Genomic DNA, 19,572 nt, shown 5'->3' with positions numbered 1-19,572 from the left:
TCACTCCTTCGTTCCTTGTGGGTTGCCGTCAAACAGCAGGAACAGCACCGGCGTAATAAACAAGGTGATCAGCTGCGAGAACAGCAGCCCCCCGACAATCGCCACGCCCATCGGCTGGCGCAGCTCGGCCCCGGCACCCAGGCCAAGCGCAATGGGGATCGCCCCCATGATGGCGCAAAGCGTGGTCATCATAATCGGGCGGAACCGCTGCAAGCAGGCCTGCATAATGGCATCATGCGGCGTCATGCCATGTTCACGCTGCGCCACTAACGCGAAATCTATCATCATGATAGCGTTCTTTTTGACAATACCTATTAGCAGCAGAATACCAATCATCGCGATAAACGTAAGATCGAGATTAAACAGCCTGAGCGCCAGCAGCGCGCCCACTGCAGCCGACGGCAGGCCAAGCAGAATGGTTAGCGGGTGGATCCAGCTTTCATACAGCACGCCGAGAATCACGTAAATCACCGCCAGCGCCAGCACGATCAGCCAGATCTGGCTGCTCTGGGACTGCTGGAACAGCGCCGCCTGCCCGGCATAAGTGCCAAATACTGAGGACGGCAGATGAATCGCCTGTTGGGCCTGGGCAATGGCCGCCGTCGCATCCGACAGCGATTTCCCCGGCGCAAGATCGAACGAAAGCGTAATCGCCGGGAGCTGCCCCTGATGGTTGACCGCCGTCACGCCCTGGGTGCGGGAAATCGTCGTAAAGGTGGTGATCGGCAGCAGCGCCCCACTTGATGACCGGACATAGATTTTAGACAAGTCGCTTTCGTCCTGTCGGAACGGCTCCTGAACCTCCATGATCACTTCGTAGCTGTCTTCCGGGGCGTAAATCGTCGACACCTGGTAGGTCCCAAAGGCGTCATACAGCGTGTCGCGAATCTGCTGAATATCCACGCCCATCAGCGAGGCTTTGTCTCTGTCGATGACCAACTGCGCCTGTAGCCCGTTGAGCTGGGCGTCGGTATTCAGGCCGACAAACACCCCGCTTTTTTGCATCTCTGCCATCAGCCGGTTGGCCCAGTCGTTGAGGCTGGTATCGCCGCTGCTGACCGCCTGCAGCGTGTACTGGTAGCTGCTTTTCGCACTGCGGCCGCCGACGCGTAGGTTTTGCACCGGACTGAAATAAACTTTTATGCCCGGTAAATAGCCGGTTTCCGAGCGCAGCTGTTTGAGCACGGCATCCAGCGGCGGGCGCTGACTTTGATCTTTTAGCGTCAGGCTTAACTGCGTGGTGTCGTGGTCAACGCGGGTCAGGACGTCGCTGACGCTCGGATCCTTCATCAGCGTTTTACCCAACTGCTGCGCCACGCTCAGCCGACCCAGATAGGACATATCCTGCGGCGCATCAATGCTGGCGGTGATTTGCCCGATATCTTCCTGCGGGAAGAAGCCCTTCGGTGAAAACCAGTACAGGCCGAGAGTCAGCGCAATCGTACTGAGCGCGACACCTATCATAATGACGCGATGAGAAACGGCCCACTCCAGCCCGTTTCCGTACTGGCGGCGCAGCGCTTCGAACCCACGCTCAAAGATCTGGCTCCAGCGCGGTTCCGGTTTGTCCTGCGGCGTGTGCTCGCGGATAAGCTTAGGAACCAGCAGCGGAATAATGGTGAGCGATGCCGCAGCCGAAACCAGAATCGTCAGCGACACCACATACGCAAACTCGTGGAACAGCAGGCCAATCGTCCCCGGCATAAAGAAGATAGGGATAAACACCGCCACCAGGGAAAGCGAAATAGAGATAACGGTGAACGCCACCTCTTTCACCCCTTTCAATGCGGCGCGGTACGGCGTTTCCCCCTCTTCCATGTAGCGCATGATGTTCTCCAGCACCACAATCGCATCGTCCACCACCAGGCCAACGGCAATGGTCAGCCCCATCAGGGAAATGTTGTCGAGGCTCAGGCCAAAGGCATACATCAGACCGAAGGCGCCGAGCAGAGAAATTGGCAGGCTGAGCGCCGGAATGATCGTCGCCCGAATATGGCGCAGAAACATCAGGATCACCATCACCACCAGGGCGATGGTCAACAGCAGCGTCAGAGTAACATCATGAATCGCCGCGCGGATCGACAGCGAACGGTCGTTCAGAAACTTCACGCTCACCGACGACGGCATCTGCGCCTGTAGTTTGGGCATCAGCTGGCGAATGGCGTCAATGGTAGAAACAATGTTTGCACCGGGCTGACGCTGCACGCTGAGTACAATCGCGCGGTTGCCGTTCACGGCGCTGTAGCTCAGCGTATTTTCGATGCTGTCCTGCACGGTAGCGACGTCTGAAAGCCTGACCGGCTGGCCGTTACGCGTGGCAACAATCACTTTGGCGAAGTCCGCCGCGTTGCGCAAATCGCCGCTGGTTTGCAGCATCACCATCTGGCGTTTACCGTCCAGTTCACCGATCGGCGAGTTGTTATTGGCGTTTGCCAGAGCGGTATGCACATCTTCCAGCGTCAGATTTGTGGCCGCCAGCTTGTCCGGGTTCACTTCCACGCGCACGGCATAGCGTTTCTGCCCCAGCACCGTCACCTGCGCTACGCCGTTCAGGGTGGAAAGCGCCGGTGAGATCAGGTCATCCGAGAAGCGGTTCAGGTCAGACAGCGCCATCGACGGCGAGTCGATGCCAATTTGAATGATCGGCGCATCCGCAGGGTTAATTTTGCGGAATGACGGCGGCGTGGTCATTTGCGACGGCAGCTGTTTTAACGCCTGGTACAGCGCGGACTGCACGTCCACCGCCGCCGAATCAATATCCCGGGACGGATCGAACTCAATGACGATCGTCGTGGCGCCCTCGAGGCTGTTGGAGGTCATGTTCACTACGCCGGGAATGGTCGACAGCTTTTTCTCCAGCGGCGTTGCCACGGACGAAGCCATGGTTTCAGGGCTGGCACCGGAAAGCGAAGCGCTGACCTGAATCGTCGGCGTGTCGTAGTTGGGCAGCGCGGCGATGGGCAGTTTAAACCAGCACACCGCGCCGGCGACCATCACCGCCAGCCACAGCAGCATCACGGCAATCGGCCGTTTCAGGCATTGTTCGGCAAATGTCATGATGCAGACCCCGCTGGCGCGTTAACCACCTTCACGACCATGCCAGGGCGCAGGGCGTTGGCCCCCTCCAGCACCACTTTCATACCTGGCTGAATACCGCTCACCACCGCCATTTGCTGCTGGATGCGCAACAGCGTGACCGGTTGCGTCGTGGCGTGCATTTGGGCGTCGATAACGTAGACGAAATGCCCGTCGGGGCCGTCCTGCACGGCCTGAGGAGGGAGAACAACAACATTCGGCGTGCTGCCGGCGCTGACGGTAATGTTCTGCCAGGCACCCGGCCAGAGCTGGTTTTCACCGTTGGCGAAGCGGGCTTTAAAGTTTACCGTGCCGCTGTCCTGGCTGACGGTGTTATCAATAAAACTGAGCGTACCAGTCACCGATTTTCCGCTGGCGTCGGTCACCTGCACTTCGACCGGCCCCTGATGCTGCGCGGCGACCACGGCGTTGAGATCCTGCTCCGGCAGCGTAAATTCTGCGCCAATCGGATCAAACTGATTAATGCTGACCATCGGTAACGTGCTGCCCGGCTGCGCAAGGCTGCCGATATGCACGTTCAATGCGCCTGTTTTGCCGCTAACAGGCGCGTAAATGCGGGTATAAGCGAGCTGCGCCTGGGCGGTGTGAATATCATCCTGGGCGGACTTGTACTGTGCCGCCGCCTGCTGTTGCGCACTGACCAGCGCATCCCAGTCTGAAGACGAAATGTAGTGGGTTTTCAGCAGCGGCTGCCCGCGGCTGAGGTCGCGTTCGGCTTTATCCAGTTCGGCTTTAATCACCCCCAGTTGAGCCTGGGCGTGACCCAGCGCGGCCTGCTCTTCGGCATCATCCAGCACAAACAGCAGCTGCCCTTGCTTAACAAAATCCCCTTCGTGGAAGGCAACCTGGCTTACCGGGCTGGTGATTTGCGCCCGAATATCCACCTCATTGAGCGACACAAGATGCCCCTGGGTGGAGAACGTCAGCGGCAGCGTTTGGCTGGCCGCGGCTATCAGGCTAACTTTCGGCAGCGCCGTTTTCTTTTGCGTTGCCGGCGATGAAGCCTGGGAGTACAGCCAAAGTCCCGCCGCCCCCGCCAGCACGCAGGCCATCGCCAGCCCTTTTTTTGACCATTTTATGTTCATGATGCAGCGCTTCTCTGAGTCCTGGTATAACGGGAATGTTACGCCCGTCACACCAACAGAACGCCGCCACTAAAATGACAAGTTTGTAATTTTGCTTCTCATTCAATTTTCTGCCAGGATTCCTCGCCCTCTTTTTCACGGCCTCCGCAGCCAGAATTAACGGGCGGAAAAGGACGGCGCTTTTTAACTCAAAGGCAGACAGGAATCTCAATGAAAACAAAGACTGAAGCGGAACACCGCGCCGCCAAACGGCGATGGTTGAATTCTCAGGACTCGGGGTATCACCAGGCGATGAGCAATCGCCACGTGCAGATGATTGCTATCGGCGGCGCCATCGGTACCGGCCTGTTCCTCGGCGCAGGTGCGCGCCTGCAGGCAGCAGGGCCAGCGCTGGCGTTAATTTATCTGGTGTGCGGCATTTTCTCTTTCTTCATCCTCCGCGCTTTGGGCGAGCTGGTTATCCATCGCCCTTCCAGCGGCAGTTTCGTCTCCTACACCCGAGAATTCCTCGGCGAAAAAGCCGCCTACGTTTGCGGCTGGATGTATTTCGTTAACTGGGCGATGACCGGCATTGTGGACATCACCGCCGTGGCGCTCTACATGCACTATTGGGGCGCGTTCGGCGACGTGCCGCAGTGGGTCTTCGCCCTCGGCGCGCTGGCCGTGGTCGCGGCGATGAACATGATTGGCGTGAAATGGTTCGCCGAGATGGAGTTCTGGTTTGCGCTGGTTAAAGTGTTAGCTATCGTCGCTTTCCTGATCGTCGGCACCATTTTCCTCGGTACCGGGAAACCGATTGACGGTAACACGACCGGATTCCACCTGATAACCGATAACGGCGGCCTTTTCCCACACGGACTGTTGCCCGCGCTGGTGCTGATTCAGGGCGTAGTGTTCGCCTTTGCCTCTATCGAATTAGTGGGTACCGCCGCCGGGGAATGTAAAGACCCGAAAACCATGGTGCCGAAGGCCATTAACAGCGTGATCTGGCGTATCGGCCTGTTCTATGTCGGCTCCGTAGTACTGCTGGTTCTGCTGCTGCCGTGGAATGCCTATCAGGCAGGCCAGAGCCCGTTCGTCACCTTCTTCTCGAAGCTCGGCGTGCCCTACATCGGCGACGTGATGAACATCGTGGTGTTAACCGCGGCGCTCTCCAGTCTGAATTCCGGCCTGTACTGCACCGGGCGTATTCTGCGGTCGATGTCGATGGGCGGCTCCGCCCCTCAGTTCATGTCGAAAATGAGCAAGAATCAGGTGCCGTATGCCGGGATTCTGGTCACCAGCGGCGTGTACGTACTTGGCGTGTTCCTCAACTATCTGGTGCCTTCCCAGGTGTTTGAGATTGTGCTGAATATGGCGTCCTTAGGCATCATCACCTCCTGGGCATTTATCGTGCTGTGCCAGATTCGCCTGCGCAAAGCGATTAAAGAAGGGAAAGCGGACGACGTGAGCTTCAAGCTGCCGGGCGCACCGTTTACCTCCTGGCTGACGCTGCTGTTCCTGCTCGGCGTGCTGGTCTTGATGGCGATGGATTACCCGAACGGCACCTTTACCATTGCTTCAATTCCGGTGCTGGCGGTTCTGCTGACGCTGGGCTGGTTTGGCGCTCGCAAGCGCGTGCATGAAGTGGCCCAACAGGTTCACGATCACCACGAGTAGTGCCCCTCACCCTGAACCTCTCCCCATCGGGGAGAGGGAATACGCGTCTTCCTCTATCACCTTCCTCGCCATCACATTCGCAGTAAACTTATTCACAACACCCCGCTATACACTACCGGCCCCGTTGGCTGCCCGGTTGGCGAACCACCCTGCGGCTCCAGGCTGATGGCGATCGTCACACCTCGTGACAATGTCACGTTTCCGTTACTCACCTGGGTCACCGATTTACTGTCCAAAAGCCCAAGCGAGACGGGCTTCGCGCCAACCGGGATAGCCCACAGCTGCAGGCTATTGCTGGCGGAGATGGAGGCCGGCTGCAGCGGCGTCAGGCGCAGCGTTTTCCGGTCGCTGTCGGCGCTCACCAGCCACTGCCCCTGCTGACTGGCGCCGTTAAGCACCATAAGTGGCGCCAGCTCCGGCGCTTTGGGGCTGAAGTATGGCACCAGCGCAACCGCAGCAAGCCCGGCGGCAAGCGCCCAGCCGAGATAGTTCCAGTTCCAGCGCGAACGCACCACGACGTTACGCTCGGGCGGCAGGCTAAGCTGAATTTTCTTCCAGACGGTTTCCGGCGGATGCTGCGGTTGGATCTGACTGTCCAGCCCGCCAAGCAGGGTTTGCCAGCGGCCCACGAGCGCGACGAGATCCGGCTCGGTCTGGAGACGTTGTTCGAAGCGCAACCGGGCACCGCCGCGCAGCGTCCCCAGCGCGTATTCAGAGGCCAGGGCATTGTCTGTTTGTTGGCTACTGTTCATAGTCCGACGCAATCCTTAAGGTGATCCAGCGCGCGGCGGATCCAACTTTTCACCGTGCCGAGCGGCTGCTGTAGCCAGTCGGCGATATCGCCGTGAGACATCCCCTGATAGTAGGCCAGCACCACGCTCTGCCGCTGCTCGCTGGTCAAATTGTCCAAACAACCGCGCAGACGCCCTGCCTGCTGTTCGTCGCACCAGCCGTTGTCTTCTTCGCTTTGTCTATCCGCAGCGTTGTCGCTGAGTTCGTCTTCCTGATTTGCCGCCCGGGATTGCCCGCTGCGCAGCCAGTCGATACAGCGGTTGCGAACAATATGGGTCAGCCAGGTTACGGGGGCGCTGATGGCCGGATCGTAACCTGAAGCTTTATTCCATATCGTGAGAAAAGCATCGTGCAGAATCTCTTCGGCCCAGGCCCGGCGTTGCACGGTGCGCAGCGCCACGGCAAACAAATGGGGGGACGTCAGGCGATAGAGTTGTTCGAATGCGCGGCGGTCACCTTCAGCAACCGCCCGCATCAGTTTTACCTGCTGTTCTACCAGAGTTTTATCCATAATTTTCTCGATCGGGCGACGAGCCTGGATCGAGTATAGACACTCACTTCGGCATCAGTACGGTATCAATCACGTCTATCACGCCATTTTTCTGGTTCACGTCATAGGTGCTGATATTGGCGATGTTGCCTTTCCCGTCTTTGATCTGAATATTGTGCGGGCCGTTGTTCATGATCCACAGCGGCTGGCCATTCACCGTTTTTAATTCTGCGCTGCCGCCGCCCTGCTGGATTTTTTTCTCCAGCGCTTTCATATCGTATTTTCCTGCCACCACGTGATAAGTCAGGATGCTGGTCAACGTGGCTTTATTTTCCGGTTTCACCAGGTTGCTGACCGTGCCCGCCGGCAATTTGGCAAAGGCGGCATCGGTTGGGGCAAAGACGGTGAACGGCCCTTTGCTCTCCAGCGTATCGACCAAACCAGCGGCTTTCACCGCCGCAACCAGCGTCGTGTGATCTTTGGAATTCACGGCGTTCTCAACAATATTTTTTGACGGGTACATTGCAGCCCCGCCGACCATCACGGAATCGTTCGTCATTGAGGCAATGCTCAGCGTACTGAAAAAAGCGGAGGCGCACACGGCGGAAGCAAAATACTTGTTCATGTTGAATTCCTCAATTGTAGGGAGCAAGAGAGTTGCTCACAGTCTGATATACGATGGAGGGTGCGCCGCTGGATGCAGAAAAAATTAAAAATATTTCGCCGTTAATTTCCTCAGTCATAACCCATTGTTAACGTTACGTGCGCTAATAATTTTCAAAACTTAAACACAAGAACTAACATATACAGTTCACAATCCTGACAATTGCGCATACCGTAAAACACTCCCCGATGAAGAAACCCCAGAACAAGACGCTCCACACGCATAAAACCGCCCTTTCCCTTCTCCTGATCCCGGCTTTAGCTCCCGGCTTTACGCAAGCCGCTGACACACAGGCCAAAGACGAATCCACGCTGCTGGTCACCGCTAAACCGACAACCGTTTCTGAGCTCGATACGCCAGCCGCGGTCAGCGTGGTGTATGGCGATGATTTGCGCCAGGCTGCTCCCCGGATAAACCTGTCGGAGAACCTCGGCAGCGTGCCGGGACTGCAAATTCAGAATCGCCAAAATTATGCTCAGGATCTGCAGCTTTCCGTGCGCGGCTTTGGCTCGCGCTCGACGTACGGCGTGCGCGGCGTGCGCATGTATGTGGATGGCATCCCGGCCACCATGCCCGATGGCCAGGGGCAAACGTCCAATATCGATTTGAACAGCGTGGACAGCGTGGAAGTGCTTCGCGGCCCGTTCTCCGCGCTCTACGGCAACTCGTCCGGCGGCGTGGTTAACGTCAAAACGGAAACGGGCCGACAGCCGCCAACCGTTGAGGCCAGTAGTTACTACGGCAGCTTTGGCAGCTGGCGCAACAGCGTGAAGGCCACCGGCTCCACCGGCGACGGCACGCAGGCCGGGGATGTGGACTATGCAATTTCCGCCTCGCGCTTTACCACGCACGGCTACCGTGACCACAGCAGCGCGCAGAAGAATCTTGGGAATGCAAAGCTCGGCGTCCGCCTGAACGATGTCAGCAAGCTGACGCTGCTGTTCAATAGCGTGGATATTGACGCCAACGATCCCGGCGGCCTGACCGGGCAGGAGTGGCACGATAACCCAACGCAGGCGCCCCGCGCCGATCAGTACAATACGCGGAAAACAACGAAGCAAACCCAGGGCGGCCTGCGTTACGAGCGCCAGCTCAGCGAGCACGATGACCTAAGCGTGATGATGTACGCGGGCGTGCGCGAAACGACGCAGTTTCAGTCCATTCCCGAATCAGTGCAGAAAAACCCAACGCACCCTGGCGGCGTGATCCAGCTGGCAAGGCATTATCAGGGGATCGATACCCGCTGGACGCACAGCGGTGAACTCGGCGGCGTGCCGGTGAGTTTCACCACCGGGCTCGACTACGAAACAATGACCGAGAAGCGCAAAGGCTACGAGAATTTTGTGACGGTGAACGGCGCCACGGTGCTCGGCGAACAGGGCAATCTGCGCCGGAACGAGCGCAACCTGATGTGGAACCTCGATCCGTACCTGCAAAGCACGTGGCAGCTCACCGACAAACTCAGCCTGGATGCGGGCATGCGCTTCAGCTCGGTCTATTTTGATTCCAACGATTATTACATCGTCGGGAAAAACGGCGACGACAGCGGCAGCGCCAGCTATCACAAGTGGCTGCCTGCCGCCTCGCTGAAATATGCCGTCACCGACGGCTGGAATATTTACACTTCCGCTGGCCGCGGGTTTGAAACGCCGACCATTAACGAGCTTTCTTACCGCAGTGACGACAAGCCGGGGCTTAACTTCGCCCTGCAGCCGTCCACCAGCACCACGGTAGAAGTGGGCAGTAAAAACCGCATTGGCAACGGGCTATTTACCGCCGCCCTGTTCCAGACCGACACCGATAACGAGATCGTATCCGATAAAAACGATGGTGGCCGCGCTACCTATAAAAATGCCGGTGAAACTCGCCGCCGAGGGCTGGAACTTTCCCTCGATCAGCAGTTTGCCGCCGACTGGCGGTTAAAAATGGCCTGGACGTACCTGGACGCGACCTACCGCACCAATGTTTGCAAAACAGGCGACTGCAGCGGCAACCGAATGCCGGGGATCGCCCGCAACATGGGTTACGCGTCGTTGGGCTACGTGCCTGAAGACGGCTGGTATGCGGGCGCGGATGTTCGCTACATGAGCGATATCCAGGCGAATGACCAGAACAGCGCCAAAGCCCCGACCTGGACCACCGTGGGATTGAACACCGGCTACAAGCTTCACGTGCGGCAAAACTGGTTGCTGGACATCTGGGGGCGAGTTGATAATCTGTTCGACCGCGATTATGTCGGCTCGGTGATTGTCAATGAAGGCAGTAGCCGCTATTTCGAGCCAGCGCCGGGCCGCAACTATGGCGTGGGCGTCAACGTCAGCTACAGCTTCCAGTAAGCTTTTCCCTCCGGCTTTTGTCGGGGGATTAAAAAGGAGTTTTATGTCACCTAATCTCACCCTCCGGGATGCCACCCTGGCAGACATCGAGACCATTTTCACCATCCGAACCAGCGTCAAAGAGAATCATCTGTCGCACGAAGAAATGGCCGAAATGGGCATCACACCGCAGACTATTGCCGAGATTATTGCCGAATCGCCGTGTATCTGGCTGGCAGACGTGGACGGTGAGCCGGCCGGTTTCTCGATGGCCATTGCCGAAGAGGCCTGCCTGTTTGCCATGTTCGTTCTGCCTCAGTTTGAAGGCCAGGGCGTTGGCAGACTGCTGCTGGAAAAAGCCGAGGCATTTCTCTTTGCTCAGCAGCCCACTATCTGGCTTGAAACGGCGGCCGCCAGCCGCGCCGCTGCGTTCTATCAGCGCCACGGCTGGCTGGCCGTGGGTGAGCAAGGTGGCGAAGATATTCGCTTCGAAAAATCACGCCCCGCAGCTGCGGAATAACAATTCCCTTACCCATCGGTGCGCGCTGTCGTGATGCGTGCGCTCATGCCAGGCGGCGACCTTGGTAAAGCCGGGGATCGTCAGCGGCGGCTGATGGCTGACGATATTCGCTTGTCCGGCAATCAGTCTCGCGGGTACCACGGCCATCAGATCGCTGGATTTTAAAATCTCGTTTAAGAATAAAAAACTCTGCACGGACAGGCTCACCCGCCGCGTGCGTTTCATTTTCTGCAGGGCACTGTCGGTCACGCCGCTAAACTCTCCGCCGCTCCACGACACCAGCGCATGATCGCAGGCGCAAAACTGATCCAGGGTGATCCGCTGCTGCCTCGCCAGACTATGCTGCAGCCCCAGCGCACAAACGTACTGCTCCTCGTACAGCGTATGAACGTGGAGGTCAGCCGGCAGCGAAAAAGTCGTCATGATGGAAAGGTCCAGCTCGCCGCTTTCCAGCATCGGCTGAAGCTGGCCGTCAACCGGCGGGCGCACCGAGACGCGCATGTTCGGCGCTTCGCGGCGGAGTGCATTAATAAAAGGCAGCACAATGGCCTGCAGCGCGTAGTCCGTGGCCGCGAGGGAAAACGTCAGTGTAGACGTTTTAGGGTCGAACTCGGCCGGGCGCAGCAGGAGTTCAACTTCGTGCAGGATGCGTTTCACCGGCTGCTCGAGCTGTAACGCTCGCTCCGTTGGCACGATGCCCCGCTGGTTGCGGATAAACAGCGGATCGTCGAAGCTTTCACGCAGCCGCGTCAGCATCCCGCTAACGGCAGGCTGCGTCAGGGACAGGCGAGAGGCAGCCCGCGTCACGCTGCGTTCCTGCAGCAGAGCATCGAAGGTTTTCAGTAAGTTAAGATCCAGACTGCGTAAATCGCGCATCGCTTGCCTCCAGATATAAAATTACATTATATCTGAGATTAAATTTGACGATTGGTTTTATATTTAGTGCCCCGCTATTCTCGCCTCACAGCAACGAAACGCGAGGAATCCAACATGCATTCAATTCACTGGCCGCAGGGCTTTGTCCCCGGTTTTAGCGACAACTTCGCTTCAAACGAAATCATTATGACCGGGCTGGACGCCAGCGAAGTCTGGCGCTGGCTGACGCAAACGTCCGCCTGGGAACGCTATTACAGCAACGTGTCCGATATTGTATTTCATGATGCCAGCGGGCCAGCGCTAACGGCAGGTTCGCGCTTCCGCTTCACGACCTTTAGTTTTCCGGTTGAAGCCGAAGTGGTGGAGTTTGTCGCCCCGCAGGGCGAAGTGCCGGGGCGTCTCGCCTGGCACGGCTGGGTTGGCAGCGAAGCGTCCCCAGAGCTGGACGTGCATCACGCCTGGCTGATTGAAAATCTATCGTCTGGCCGGGTGCGCATTTTGACTCAGGAAACACAAAACGGGCAGCCCGCGCGTGACCTGGCGGGCACGTTGCCTAACCCTATGCTAAACGCACATCAGGCGTGGATCTGCGGCCTGGCAAATTATGCTTTGAGCCAGAAGAAATAGCGTTAAGGTTTTTGCCCCGCCGTCTGCGCCGTCGGCCAGCGGTATAAAATACCCACCATGTAGCGCTGTTCCACATCGGCCAGCGCTCACCCCGGCCCTGTCGCGTGCTAATTTCCTGACAGGAAAAGAGTGTTGTCCAGATGGCAATTCGTATCTGCAGGATTCTCCCCTTATGCTGAGCGTCGCTATTACACTGAGGACGCCATGACACGCTTTCTAATCTGCAGTTTTGCCCTGATTTTGCTCTACCCTGCGGGCATTGATATGTATCTGGTCGGGTTACCGCGTATTGCGGCCGATCTTAACGCCAGCGAGGCGCAGCTGCATATTGCCTTCTCCGTTTATCTTGCCGGAATGGCCTGTTCCATGCTTTTTGCTGGCCGCGTGGCGGACCGCTCGGGGCGTAAGCCGGTGGCAATATTCGGTTCGGTAATTTTTATTGCCGCCTCCCTGATATGCGCCTCGGCGCAGCACAGCACGCTGTTTCTGGCGGGCCGGCTGGGACAGGGGATCGGGGCGGGAGCCTGCTACGTGGTCGCTTTTGCAATTCTGCGGGATGCCCTGGATGAGCGACGCAGAACCAAAGTGCTCTCGTTAATGAACGGAATCACCTGCATCGTGCCGGTAATGGCGCCGGTGCTGGGGCATCTGATTATGCTTATTTTCCCGTGGCAAAGTTTGTTCTATACCCTGACCGGAATGGGGCTCGCAGTATTACTGCTTTCCCTGCTGGTACTGAAAGAGACGAGGCCAGCAGCCGACCGCGCCAGCTCATTGGCTACTTTGCCAAAAGCCGAGTCGCTGATTAACCGTTTCTTCCTCAGCCGGCTGGCCATAACAACCCTTAGCGTAACGGTCATCCTCACCTTCGTTAACACTTCCCCCGTGTTATTGATGGAGGGGCTGGGCTTAGCTCGCGGGGAATACGCCACCACAATGGCGCTAACGGCCGTCGTCAGCATGAGCGTTTCATTCTCTACTCCGTTTGCCCTGAGCGTATTTCAGCCCCGCACAATGATGATAACGTCTCAGACGCTGTTTCTGGCGGCTGGCCTGCTACTGAGTATGGCCGATTCAAACCTGCTCACGCTGGCCGGACTCACGCTTGTGTGCACAGGTTTCTCCGTCGGATTTGGCGTGGCCATGAGCCAGGCGCTGGGGCCATTTTCACTCCGGGCAGGGGTAGCCAGCTCAACGCTCGGAGTGGCACAGGTGTGTGGTTCATCATTGTGGATATGGCTGGCCGCCATTTTGCGGATCGATGCGCTGAATATGCTGATCGGAATTCTGATTGGCTGTAGCATTGTCAGTCTTTTACTGATTTTCCTTGTCGCCTCTCCCAGAGCCGTAGTTGAGTATGAAGAAAACAATCAACAGCCTCGATCTTAATTTGCTGCTCTGCCTGCAGTTGCTGATGCAGGAGCGCAGCGTCACCCGCACGGCAAAACGGCTGAGCGTCACGCCTTCGGCGATCAGCAAATCGCTGGCAAAACTGCGGGCGTGGTTTGATGATTCATTATTTGTCAATACTCCTCAGGGACTCGTCCCTACGCCGCTGATGGTGAGCATGGCGCAGGAACTGGCGGACTGGATGCAAATGAGCCATCAGCTGCTGGATAACGCTCACCATGAGACGCCGAGCGGACTGAAGTTTGAGCTTGTGGTTGAATTACCGCTGATGATGATCATGTTCAACGCGCTGTCGCAGCAGATTTATCAGCGCTATCCTCAGGCGTCTATCAGGCTGCATCACTGGGATTACGACGCGCTGGACGCCATTACGAGTGGAAGTGTGGATGTTGGTTTCACCGGCCGTGAGAGCTATCCGCGCTCTCAAGGACAGCTGAATCTGCCGTTGTCTATCGACTGTGAAGTGCTCTTTTATGACTCTCCCTGTGTCTGGCTGAGGGAAGATCATCCGGCTCTCCAGGAAGAGTGGAACCTGGACACTTTTTTGCGCTATCCCCATATCAGCATTTACTGGGAACAAAGCGATACCTGGGCGCTGGATGATATCCTGAGAGAAATGGGGCGCAAGCGGGATATTGCGTTGAGCCTGCCGGGATTCGAGCAGTCTCTGTTTATGGCCGCTCAGCCCGGGCACTCCCTGCTGACGACCGCGCCGGGCTACTGTCGGCATTACGGCCAGCTTCACCACCTGCCGCTGGTCTCCCGCCCGCTGCCGTTTGATGCCGGGCTTCTGCAAAAATTTCGGGCACCCTATATGATGATCTGGCACAAACGTAACCGCCATAACCCGAAAATTATCTGGCTCAGGCAGGCGATTAAGGCGCTTTATGCCGATCTCGTTATCGCCGGTAAAACAGCACATGTCTAAACGTTTTCCAGGTGGGCAAGGCCGATAGAACCCCGGCGCGAGTGAATGTTTCTTTCCCCCGCGCCAGGGCAGGCTCTAGCTGCGTTCGATGTCTTTTGCCGCCTGATCCAGCGTGTCGATAATCTTATACAGCGTCTCTTTCGACAGCTCGGCGCTGCCCAGTTTGGCGTGCAGCGCCGTTTTAAAATTATGAATAGCCCGCTGCACTTCGGGTAAACGGCGGTTGTCGCCGAGAACGCCAAGGGTAGCGAGTCGATTGGTCACCGCTTCCAGCTCTGGCCGCTGCTGTTCAAGCGAGGTTTGTCCTTCCGCCGTCAGCGTGAAGGATTTTTTCCCGCTTTGCCCTTCGCCCACCGTAATAAAGCCCATCTCCTCCATCAGCGTCAGGTTCGGGTAAATAATACCGGGGCTCGGCACATATTCCCCTTTCGCCATCCCTTCGATGGATTTGATCAGCTCATAGCCGTGGGCCGGGCCATTTGCCAGCAGATGCAGGATCAGCAGGCGGATATCGTTGGCGTCAAACAGACGTTCGCGGCGATGGCGAGCGCGCCCCTCCGGGTGGCTTTGTTCATGGCGGCCATGACCGCCCCTGCCGCGATGCTGTTCGTGGCGCTCGCATTTGTGCTGTCTCAGATGATGAATACGCATAATTTGTAACCTTATTTGTCATGCCAGTAGGCGACGGCGCGCACCAGATCGGCGTCCAGGCCGCGGACTTCCAGCAGGTAATCTCCCAGCGCTTTAGCCTCTTTGCCTTCGCCAACAATCCAGATGTAATAGTCGTCGGCAGGGATCTCAATCTGCTTCAGGTACCCGGCGATTTCCGCGTGAGTCAACGCCCGCACATTTACCGCAGGGAATTCGTTCAGATAGCCCAGGCTGTCGGGATCGTGGCAGTTAACCAGGACTTCGACCTGAACATCCTGACTCAGCGACTGCAGACGGCGGCGTACCGCAGGCAGGCCGCTTTCATCGGTGACGTACAGCTGCCAGTGATAATCCGTTGGGGTGACCAGAGAGCCACGCGGGCCACCGATGAACAGCTTGTCGTTCGGCTGCGCGTCTTTCGCCCAGCGGCTGGCTACGCCGCCGTCGTGCAGATAGAAATCCAGGGTTAATTCACCGCGTTCGGCGTTGAAATCCAGCGGCGTATAGTCGCGCGACTGTGGACGAACCCCTTCTCCCCAGACAATGCCTTCAGGCGTGACCTGCGGCGGAGTGAATTCGCCATTTTCAGCCGGGAAGAAGACTTTGATGTGGTCGTCAAATCCCTGGGAAGTGAAATCCGCCAGCTGTGGGCTGGTGAAAACCAGGCGGTAAAACGTATTGGCAATCAGCGTTTTCGTTTTGACCGTTAATTCACGAAACTTCAGTTCGTTACGAACCCGAACCGGCACTTTTTTAGCATTATTTTGCGTTGTCATCGCGTCCCCTTTAGGCGTGTAAGATATATCACAGACATATCTTAGTGTACGGCTTTGCGCCTGTCTTTATCATTTTGCGGCGTTATCATCAGGCTTCAGCAATCAGAATGATATCCATTCCGACAGCGTGCCGCCGGGATCGCAAATTGACAAAACGATGCTTTTTTGTACTTTCCCTTATCGCAAATTCGGTTCTAAACTGAAGTTGGCATCAGCCAGTTGTTAATCCACTCACCAACCTACTGACCAGGGAGGCCTGACATGTTTCCTGAGTACCGTGATTTGATTACCCACCTGAAGTCCGAAAACCCCCGCTTTCTCAGCCTGTTTAATAAGCACAACCGTCTTGATAGCGAAATTACGCGCAAGGAGGGGCCGCAAGGGACGGGATACAACGATGAAGTTGTGCAGATGAAGAAAGAAAAACTGAGGGTAAAACAAGAGCTTTACCAGATGTTGAAACAGGCGAGCCAGCCGGCCTGAGAGTATTGAAACCGGGGAAGGGTTTGCCCTTCCCTTGTTGTCTCCAGAGGTTACAACCCCACACCCAACTCCCGCAGAATGCCAATCATTTTTCCTGCCCCCAAATAATTCAGGTGGTCACCGTCCCGGAAGTCTTCACGCACAAAGGCGGGATGCTCTGAGAGGTCGATAAAACGCGAATGCGCGCCTTCGAGGTCGGCAAAATAACGGCGATGCGTCTCTTTCATCCCGGCATCAAGATTGTTCACGTAGGCCGCCGGGAAAGCCGGCGTGAGCCAGACGGCATGTTTGCCCTGCGCCGCCATCTGGAGGCTCATCCCGGCCACTCGCCGCTTATTTTCAGCAAGGGTTGCCTGGTGTTTCACTGATTTCGAGTGCGAGATCCCCCGCTTTTGGGCTTCCTCTTTCTGCTGTAAGTCCGGGAGTGCATCGCTGCGAGCGAAGATGAGACGCGCGGAGTCGCAAATTTGCGCCCTGGCCTTACTGGCCTCGAGTCCGTGTATCGCCTGTCCCTGCACCGGCGTCGGCATCACCAGCCGGCTAAACGCCTGCATGCCGTCGGCGGTTATCCCTTCTTCCGGCTTTATCCTGTAATGGCTATTGAGCTGGCTCCAGGCATGGATGATTTGCTGATTAAAGTCATCTTTTGTTTTTAGCAGGTCGCTGTACAGATCAAAGAAGCCCAGGCAAAACACAAAGTTTTGTACGTGCGGGTAACGATCAATAATATGCGCCGTTAATTGCTGGGCCTGCTTTAGCCCCAGGCTTTGTGCAGACATATTGACGCTGTTGGTCAGCAACGTCTCCGGAAAGCCAAAAAAGCTGTATGAATTGCCAATGATCGCCGTGCTGACTTGCGGCTTAGCAAGGGATGTATACTGCTGACTCAGCAAATGCGTGTACTGAATGGCTTCGCCGCTGGCGGGAATATAGTTATCAATCAGCAAATCGTAAAACGAAATGCAGCCTATGGCCTGAGGATGTTCAACCGCAAAGGCCAGCTTTAATCCCTGCGGATCGTAGAGAATAAAAGGAGCCGTGCTGGCGGAAAGTTTGTTATGAAATGCGGTGATTTCCTGCTGATTTGTCTCTTCATAACTGAGGTAATAGAGGTTATTGATGGCCGAATCTCTGAAGCGCGATCCGAGCATTTGCAGCTTGTTCAGCTCGCCAAAATAAAAAATATCGATACCGTTGCGCGCCAGCGCGCTCAGCCAGAAAAGATAGAGTGACAGGTAGAGTTGATTCAGGTTTTGCTGTTTACCTTCCAGCCAGTCACTCAGGGCATTGATCAAATCGAGCGTAATATTGCTTTCATCCAGGCACGCCTGGTTTGAGAAAAGATAATCGGCGAGCCGCTGAGGAACCTGAGCCGCCTGTTCAGCGTTTTCTATATCCCTCAGAAAATGCTGGAGCTGTTTTAAAAAATGATTTTGCATAATGTCTGGTTGTATTCGCGCAAGAGGTATCGCTGATTCTACCAGCCACCAATACAAGCAAACGCACGATTATCCCCCTTCCATCATGCTAATCTCGGGCGAAGGATCAGTTCACCAGCCGGAACGAAATCTCGTACAACGCATTTAATCCCGGATAAATTTCACCAATCACCTGTTTGAGCTCTGCCAGCGTCATGTTCTCCTGGCGGGCGTGCTCATCATCTAGATCATCAAGCAACACCGGCGTCACGCTGATGACGTCGATGGTGCAGAAATAGACGTCATCTTCGTAGCGGCCCACGCGCAAACGCTGACCGGGCTGAAAATGGGATTCGCTGCTGTCGCGCAGCGTAATGGTTTTGAGCCCCGCGATAATGTCGTGCTCAAAGCGGCGGAAAAAAGTGATGTCGTTAGCCATGCTGCCTCCTGATATACATTCGGCAGCATGATAAATCCCTTAGACGAACGGCGCTAACGGATCCGCCGTTTCAAAGGCGATTTTTCTGTCCGCCACCGGCGGATAAATCAGTTCCTGAGTAATCGACAACTTAATTTTCTTCGCTTCCTCTCGCACGTGCGTCACTTTTTGCTCCCAGCCCTCGGTGAACACAGCGCCCCAGCCGCCAAGATCGAGGCAGGTGACATAGTTAATCTGGCGGTATGGCAGCGGCGCCACGTCCAGCAAGCTTGCCGCCACGTTATAGCCCACAAACCGGCCCAGCATGATGGCGTGCTGGCAGGTCATTAGCGCGAGGTTACCCTGCTCGTCCGTTTCGGCACGCGCCACATCTCCCGTCGCAAAAATAGCTGGCTGTCCTTCGACCCGCAAAAAAGCATCCACGTGCAGACGGCCTTGTTTATCACGCGGGGCGTCAATCTGCGACGTCAGCGGGCTGGCCTGCACGCCTGCGGTCAGAATCACCGTGCGGGAGGCAATGCGTTCCCCGTCGGCCAGCACAATCCCGCTCGCATCAATTTCACGGACGTCGGTATTCAGCCGCCACTCCACGCCCAGCTCTTCGCTGGCGGTGGCAATCACATCCCGCAGTTCGCGGCTGTAACGGCCGCCGATTTTATCGCCCCGTTCCACCACAATCACGCGGGCACGTGTTTCTGCCCCCAGCACCGCACGTAACCTGCCCGGCAGCTCGGTCGCCATTTCAATGCCGGTAAATCCGCCGCCGCAAACAATAACCGTGTTGCGGGCTTCGCTTTCCGGCTGCTGCGCTAAGGCAGCGATGTGCTGCTCCAGGCGTAAAGCACTCTCTAGCTGGTCGAGGTCGAAAGCATGCTCTGCCGCACCGTCGATCAGGTCACGTTTCAGGTTGCTGCCCGTGGCCAGGACAAGGCGATCGTACTGTCGCGGCGTGCTGTTGCCCTGCTCGTCACGGTACCAGACGCACTGATTGACGCTGTCGATGCGCTGCGCCTCACCTTTCACAAAGGTCACGCCGGTGACGTCGAACAGCGGCTGAAGAGGAGCGACCAGCGAAGCCACCTCGGTTTCGTAAAAACGCGGGCGAACGCGCAGCTCAGGCTGGGGAGCCAGCACGGCGATCTCAACGTCGTCACGGTTGTGCATCGCCGCCAATCTGGCCGCGCTCAGGGCCGCCCACATACCGGCAAAGCCGGCGCCAAGGATCAGGATCTTCTGTTGCATGGTTCTACTCCGGTAAAGGCCCTCAGTGGCCAACGACTGCGACTATACTTGTCGCAGTTAACTACGACAAGATCTTTCGGAGTTTATTTTTAATCCTCTGT

Annotated in this window: 18 protein-coding genes; 7 read left to right on the top strand and 11 right to left on the bottom strand. The window is 56.8% G+C overall.

Annotation, left to right across the window (positions count from 1 at the left end; translation table 11 throughout):
* Both F3J29_RS06050 and F3J29_RS06045 read right to left on the bottom strand, forming a co-directional pair.
* A complete protein-coding gene (locus F3J29_RS06050) occupies positions 1 to 3,057 on the bottom strand; it encodes an efflux RND transporter permease subunit (protein WP_166863836.1) in 3,057 nt (1,018 codons plus the stop codon).
* Positions 3,054 to 4,181: an efflux RND transporter periplasmic adaptor subunit gene (locus F3J29_RS06045; protein WP_166863833.1), complete on the bottom strand. Its 1,128-nt coding sequence runs from the start codon at positions 4,179 to 4,181 to the stop codon at positions 3,054 to 3,056. The genes F3J29_RS06050 and F3J29_RS06045 overlap by 4 nt, the downstream gene beginning before the upstream one ends.
* Before the next feature lie 210 nt (positions 4,182 to 4,391).
* On the opposite strand from F3J29_RS06045, the gene ansP reads away from it, so the two are divergent.
* Entirely contained in the window at positions 4,392 to 5,840 is a 1,449-nt protein-coding gene (gene ansP / locus F3J29_RS06040; protein WP_166863830.1) for an L-asparagine permease, read from the top strand.
* 92 nt (positions 5,841 to 5,932) lie between these two features.
* Here ansP and F3J29_RS06035 read toward each other — a convergent pair whose 3' ends face one another.
* From F3J29_RS06035 to F3J29_RS06025, 3 genes are read right to left on the bottom strand one after another with little or no spacing between them, the layout of a single operon-like run.
* On the bottom strand, positions 5,933 to 6,592 hold the full coding sequence (locus F3J29_RS06035; protein ID WP_166863828.1) for an anti-sigma factor: 660 nt from the start codon (positions 6,590 to 6,592) through the stop codon (positions 5,933 to 5,935).
* On the bottom strand, positions 6,589 to 7,143 hold the full coding sequence (locus F3J29_RS06030; RefSeq protein ID WP_166863826.1) for an RNA polymerase sigma factor: 555 nt from the start codon (positions 7,141 to 7,143) through the stop codon (positions 6,589 to 6,591). The genes F3J29_RS06035 and F3J29_RS06030 overlap by 4 nt, the downstream gene beginning before the upstream one ends.
* Positions 7,144 to 7,186: 43 nt before the next feature.
* Entirely contained in the window at positions 7,187 to 7,747 is a 561-nt protein-coding gene (locus F3J29_RS06025) for a fasciclin domain-containing protein (protein WP_166863824.1), read from the bottom strand.
* A 227-nt stretch (positions 7,748 to 7,974) separates the two neighbouring features.
* Here F3J29_RS06025 and pqqU point away from each other — a divergent pair, with 227 nt between their 5' ends.
* Together pqqU and F3J29_RS06015 are read left to right on the top strand one after the other, a co-directional pair.
* Positions 7,975 to 10,122, top strand: coding sequence for a TonB-dependent receptor PqqU (gene pqqU, locus F3J29_RS06020; protein WP_166863822.1), 2,148 nt, complete (start codon positions 7,975 to 7,977; stop codon positions 10,120 to 10,122).
* A gap of 43 nt (positions 10,123 to 10,165) precedes the next feature.
* On the top strand, positions 10,166 to 10,621 hold the full coding sequence (locus F3J29_RS06015; protein WP_166863820.1) for a GNAT family N-acetyltransferase: 456 nt from the start codon (positions 10,166 to 10,168) through the stop codon (positions 10,619 to 10,621).
* On the opposite strand, the gene F3J29_RS06010 is transcribed toward F3J29_RS06015, so the two are convergent.
* Complete coding sequence (locus tag F3J29_RS06010; RefSeq protein ID WP_166863818.1) at positions 10,598 to 11,497, bottom strand: LysR family transcriptional regulator; 900 nt, start codon at positions 11,495 to 11,497, stop codon at positions 10,598 to 10,600. The two genes, F3J29_RS06015 and F3J29_RS06010, sit on opposite strands and share 24 nt — an antisense overlap.
* A 114-nt stretch (positions 11,498 to 11,611) precedes the next feature.
* On the opposite strand from F3J29_RS06010, the gene F3J29_RS06005 reads away from it, so the two are divergent.
* The 3 genes from F3J29_RS06005 (at position 11,612) to yidZ (ending at position 14,462) form a co-directional block, all read left to right on the top strand.
* Positions 11,612 to 12,124 (top strand): SRPBCC family protein, encoded by a 513-nt coding sequence (locus F3J29_RS06005; protein WP_166863816.1) that lies wholly within the window; start codon positions 11,612 to 11,614, stop codon positions 12,122 to 12,124.
* A 204-nt stretch (positions 12,125 to 12,328) separates the two neighbouring features.
* Positions 12,329 to 13,513: an MFS transporter gene (locus F3J29_RS06000; protein WP_166863814.1), complete on the top strand. Its 1,185-nt coding sequence runs from the start codon at positions 12,329 to 12,331 to the stop codon at positions 13,511 to 13,513.
* Complete coding sequence (gene yidZ / locus F3J29_RS05995; RefSeq protein ID WP_166863812.1) at positions 13,482 to 14,462, top strand: HTH-type transcriptional regulator YidZ; 981 nt, start codon at positions 13,482 to 13,484, stop codon at positions 14,460 to 14,462. The genes F3J29_RS06000 and yidZ overlap by 32 nt, the downstream gene beginning before the upstream one ends.
* A gap of 75 nt (positions 14,463 to 14,537) precedes the next feature.
* On the opposite strand, the gene F3J29_RS05990 is transcribed toward yidZ, so the two are convergent.
* Entirely contained in the window at positions 14,538 to 15,113 is a 576-nt protein-coding gene (locus F3J29_RS05990; RefSeq protein ID WP_166863811.1) for a PadR family transcriptional regulator, read from the bottom strand.
* A gap of 11 nt (positions 15,114 to 15,124) precedes the next feature.
* On the bottom strand, positions 15,125 to 15,889 hold the full coding sequence (locus F3J29_RS05985) for a siderophore-interacting protein (RefSeq protein ID WP_166863809.1): 765 nt from the start codon (positions 15,887 to 15,889) through the stop codon (positions 15,125 to 15,127).
* Between the two features lie 261 nt (positions 15,890 to 16,150).
* On the opposite strand from F3J29_RS05985, the gene F3J29_RS05980 reads away from it, so the two are divergent.
* Positions 16,151 to 16,372: an HP1242/YdcH family protein gene (locus tag F3J29_RS05980; RefSeq protein WP_166863807.1), complete on the top strand. Its 222-nt coding sequence runs from the start codon at positions 16,151 to 16,153 to the stop codon at positions 16,370 to 16,372.
* 50 nt (positions 16,373 to 16,422) lie between these two features.
* Here the strand turns inward: F3J29_RS05980 and F3J29_RS05975 are convergent, their stop codons facing one another.
* The 3 genes from F3J29_RS05975 to F3J29_RS05965 form a co-directional block, all read right to left on the bottom strand.
* Complete coding sequence (locus F3J29_RS05975) at positions 16,423 to 17,811, bottom strand: hypothetical protein (RefSeq protein ID WP_166863805.1); 1,389 nt, start codon at positions 17,809 to 17,811, stop codon at positions 16,423 to 16,425.
* A gap of 106 nt (positions 17,812 to 17,917) precedes the next feature.
* A complete protein-coding gene (gene yqfB, locus F3J29_RS05970) occupies positions 17,918 to 18,229 on the bottom strand; it encodes a N(4)-acetylcytidine aminohydrolase (protein WP_166863802.1) in 312 nt (103 codons plus the stop codon).
* A gap of 39 nt (positions 18,230 to 18,268) precedes the next feature.
* Complete coding sequence (locus tag F3J29_RS05965) at positions 18,269 to 19,471, bottom strand: NAD(P)/FAD-dependent oxidoreductase (protein WP_166863800.1); 1,203 nt, start codon at positions 19,469 to 19,471, stop codon at positions 18,269 to 18,271.
* Between the last annotated feature and the right edge of the window lie 101 nt (positions 19,472 to 19,572).

The organism is Enterobacter sp. Cy-643 (assembly GCF_011752815.1).
Taxonomy (GTDB): Bacteria; Pseudomonadota; Gammaproteobacteria; order Enterobacterales; family Enterobacteriaceae; genus Cedecea.
Note: the sequence above shows the minus strand (reverse complement) of the source record. Positions and strands in the feature narration are given on the sequence as shown.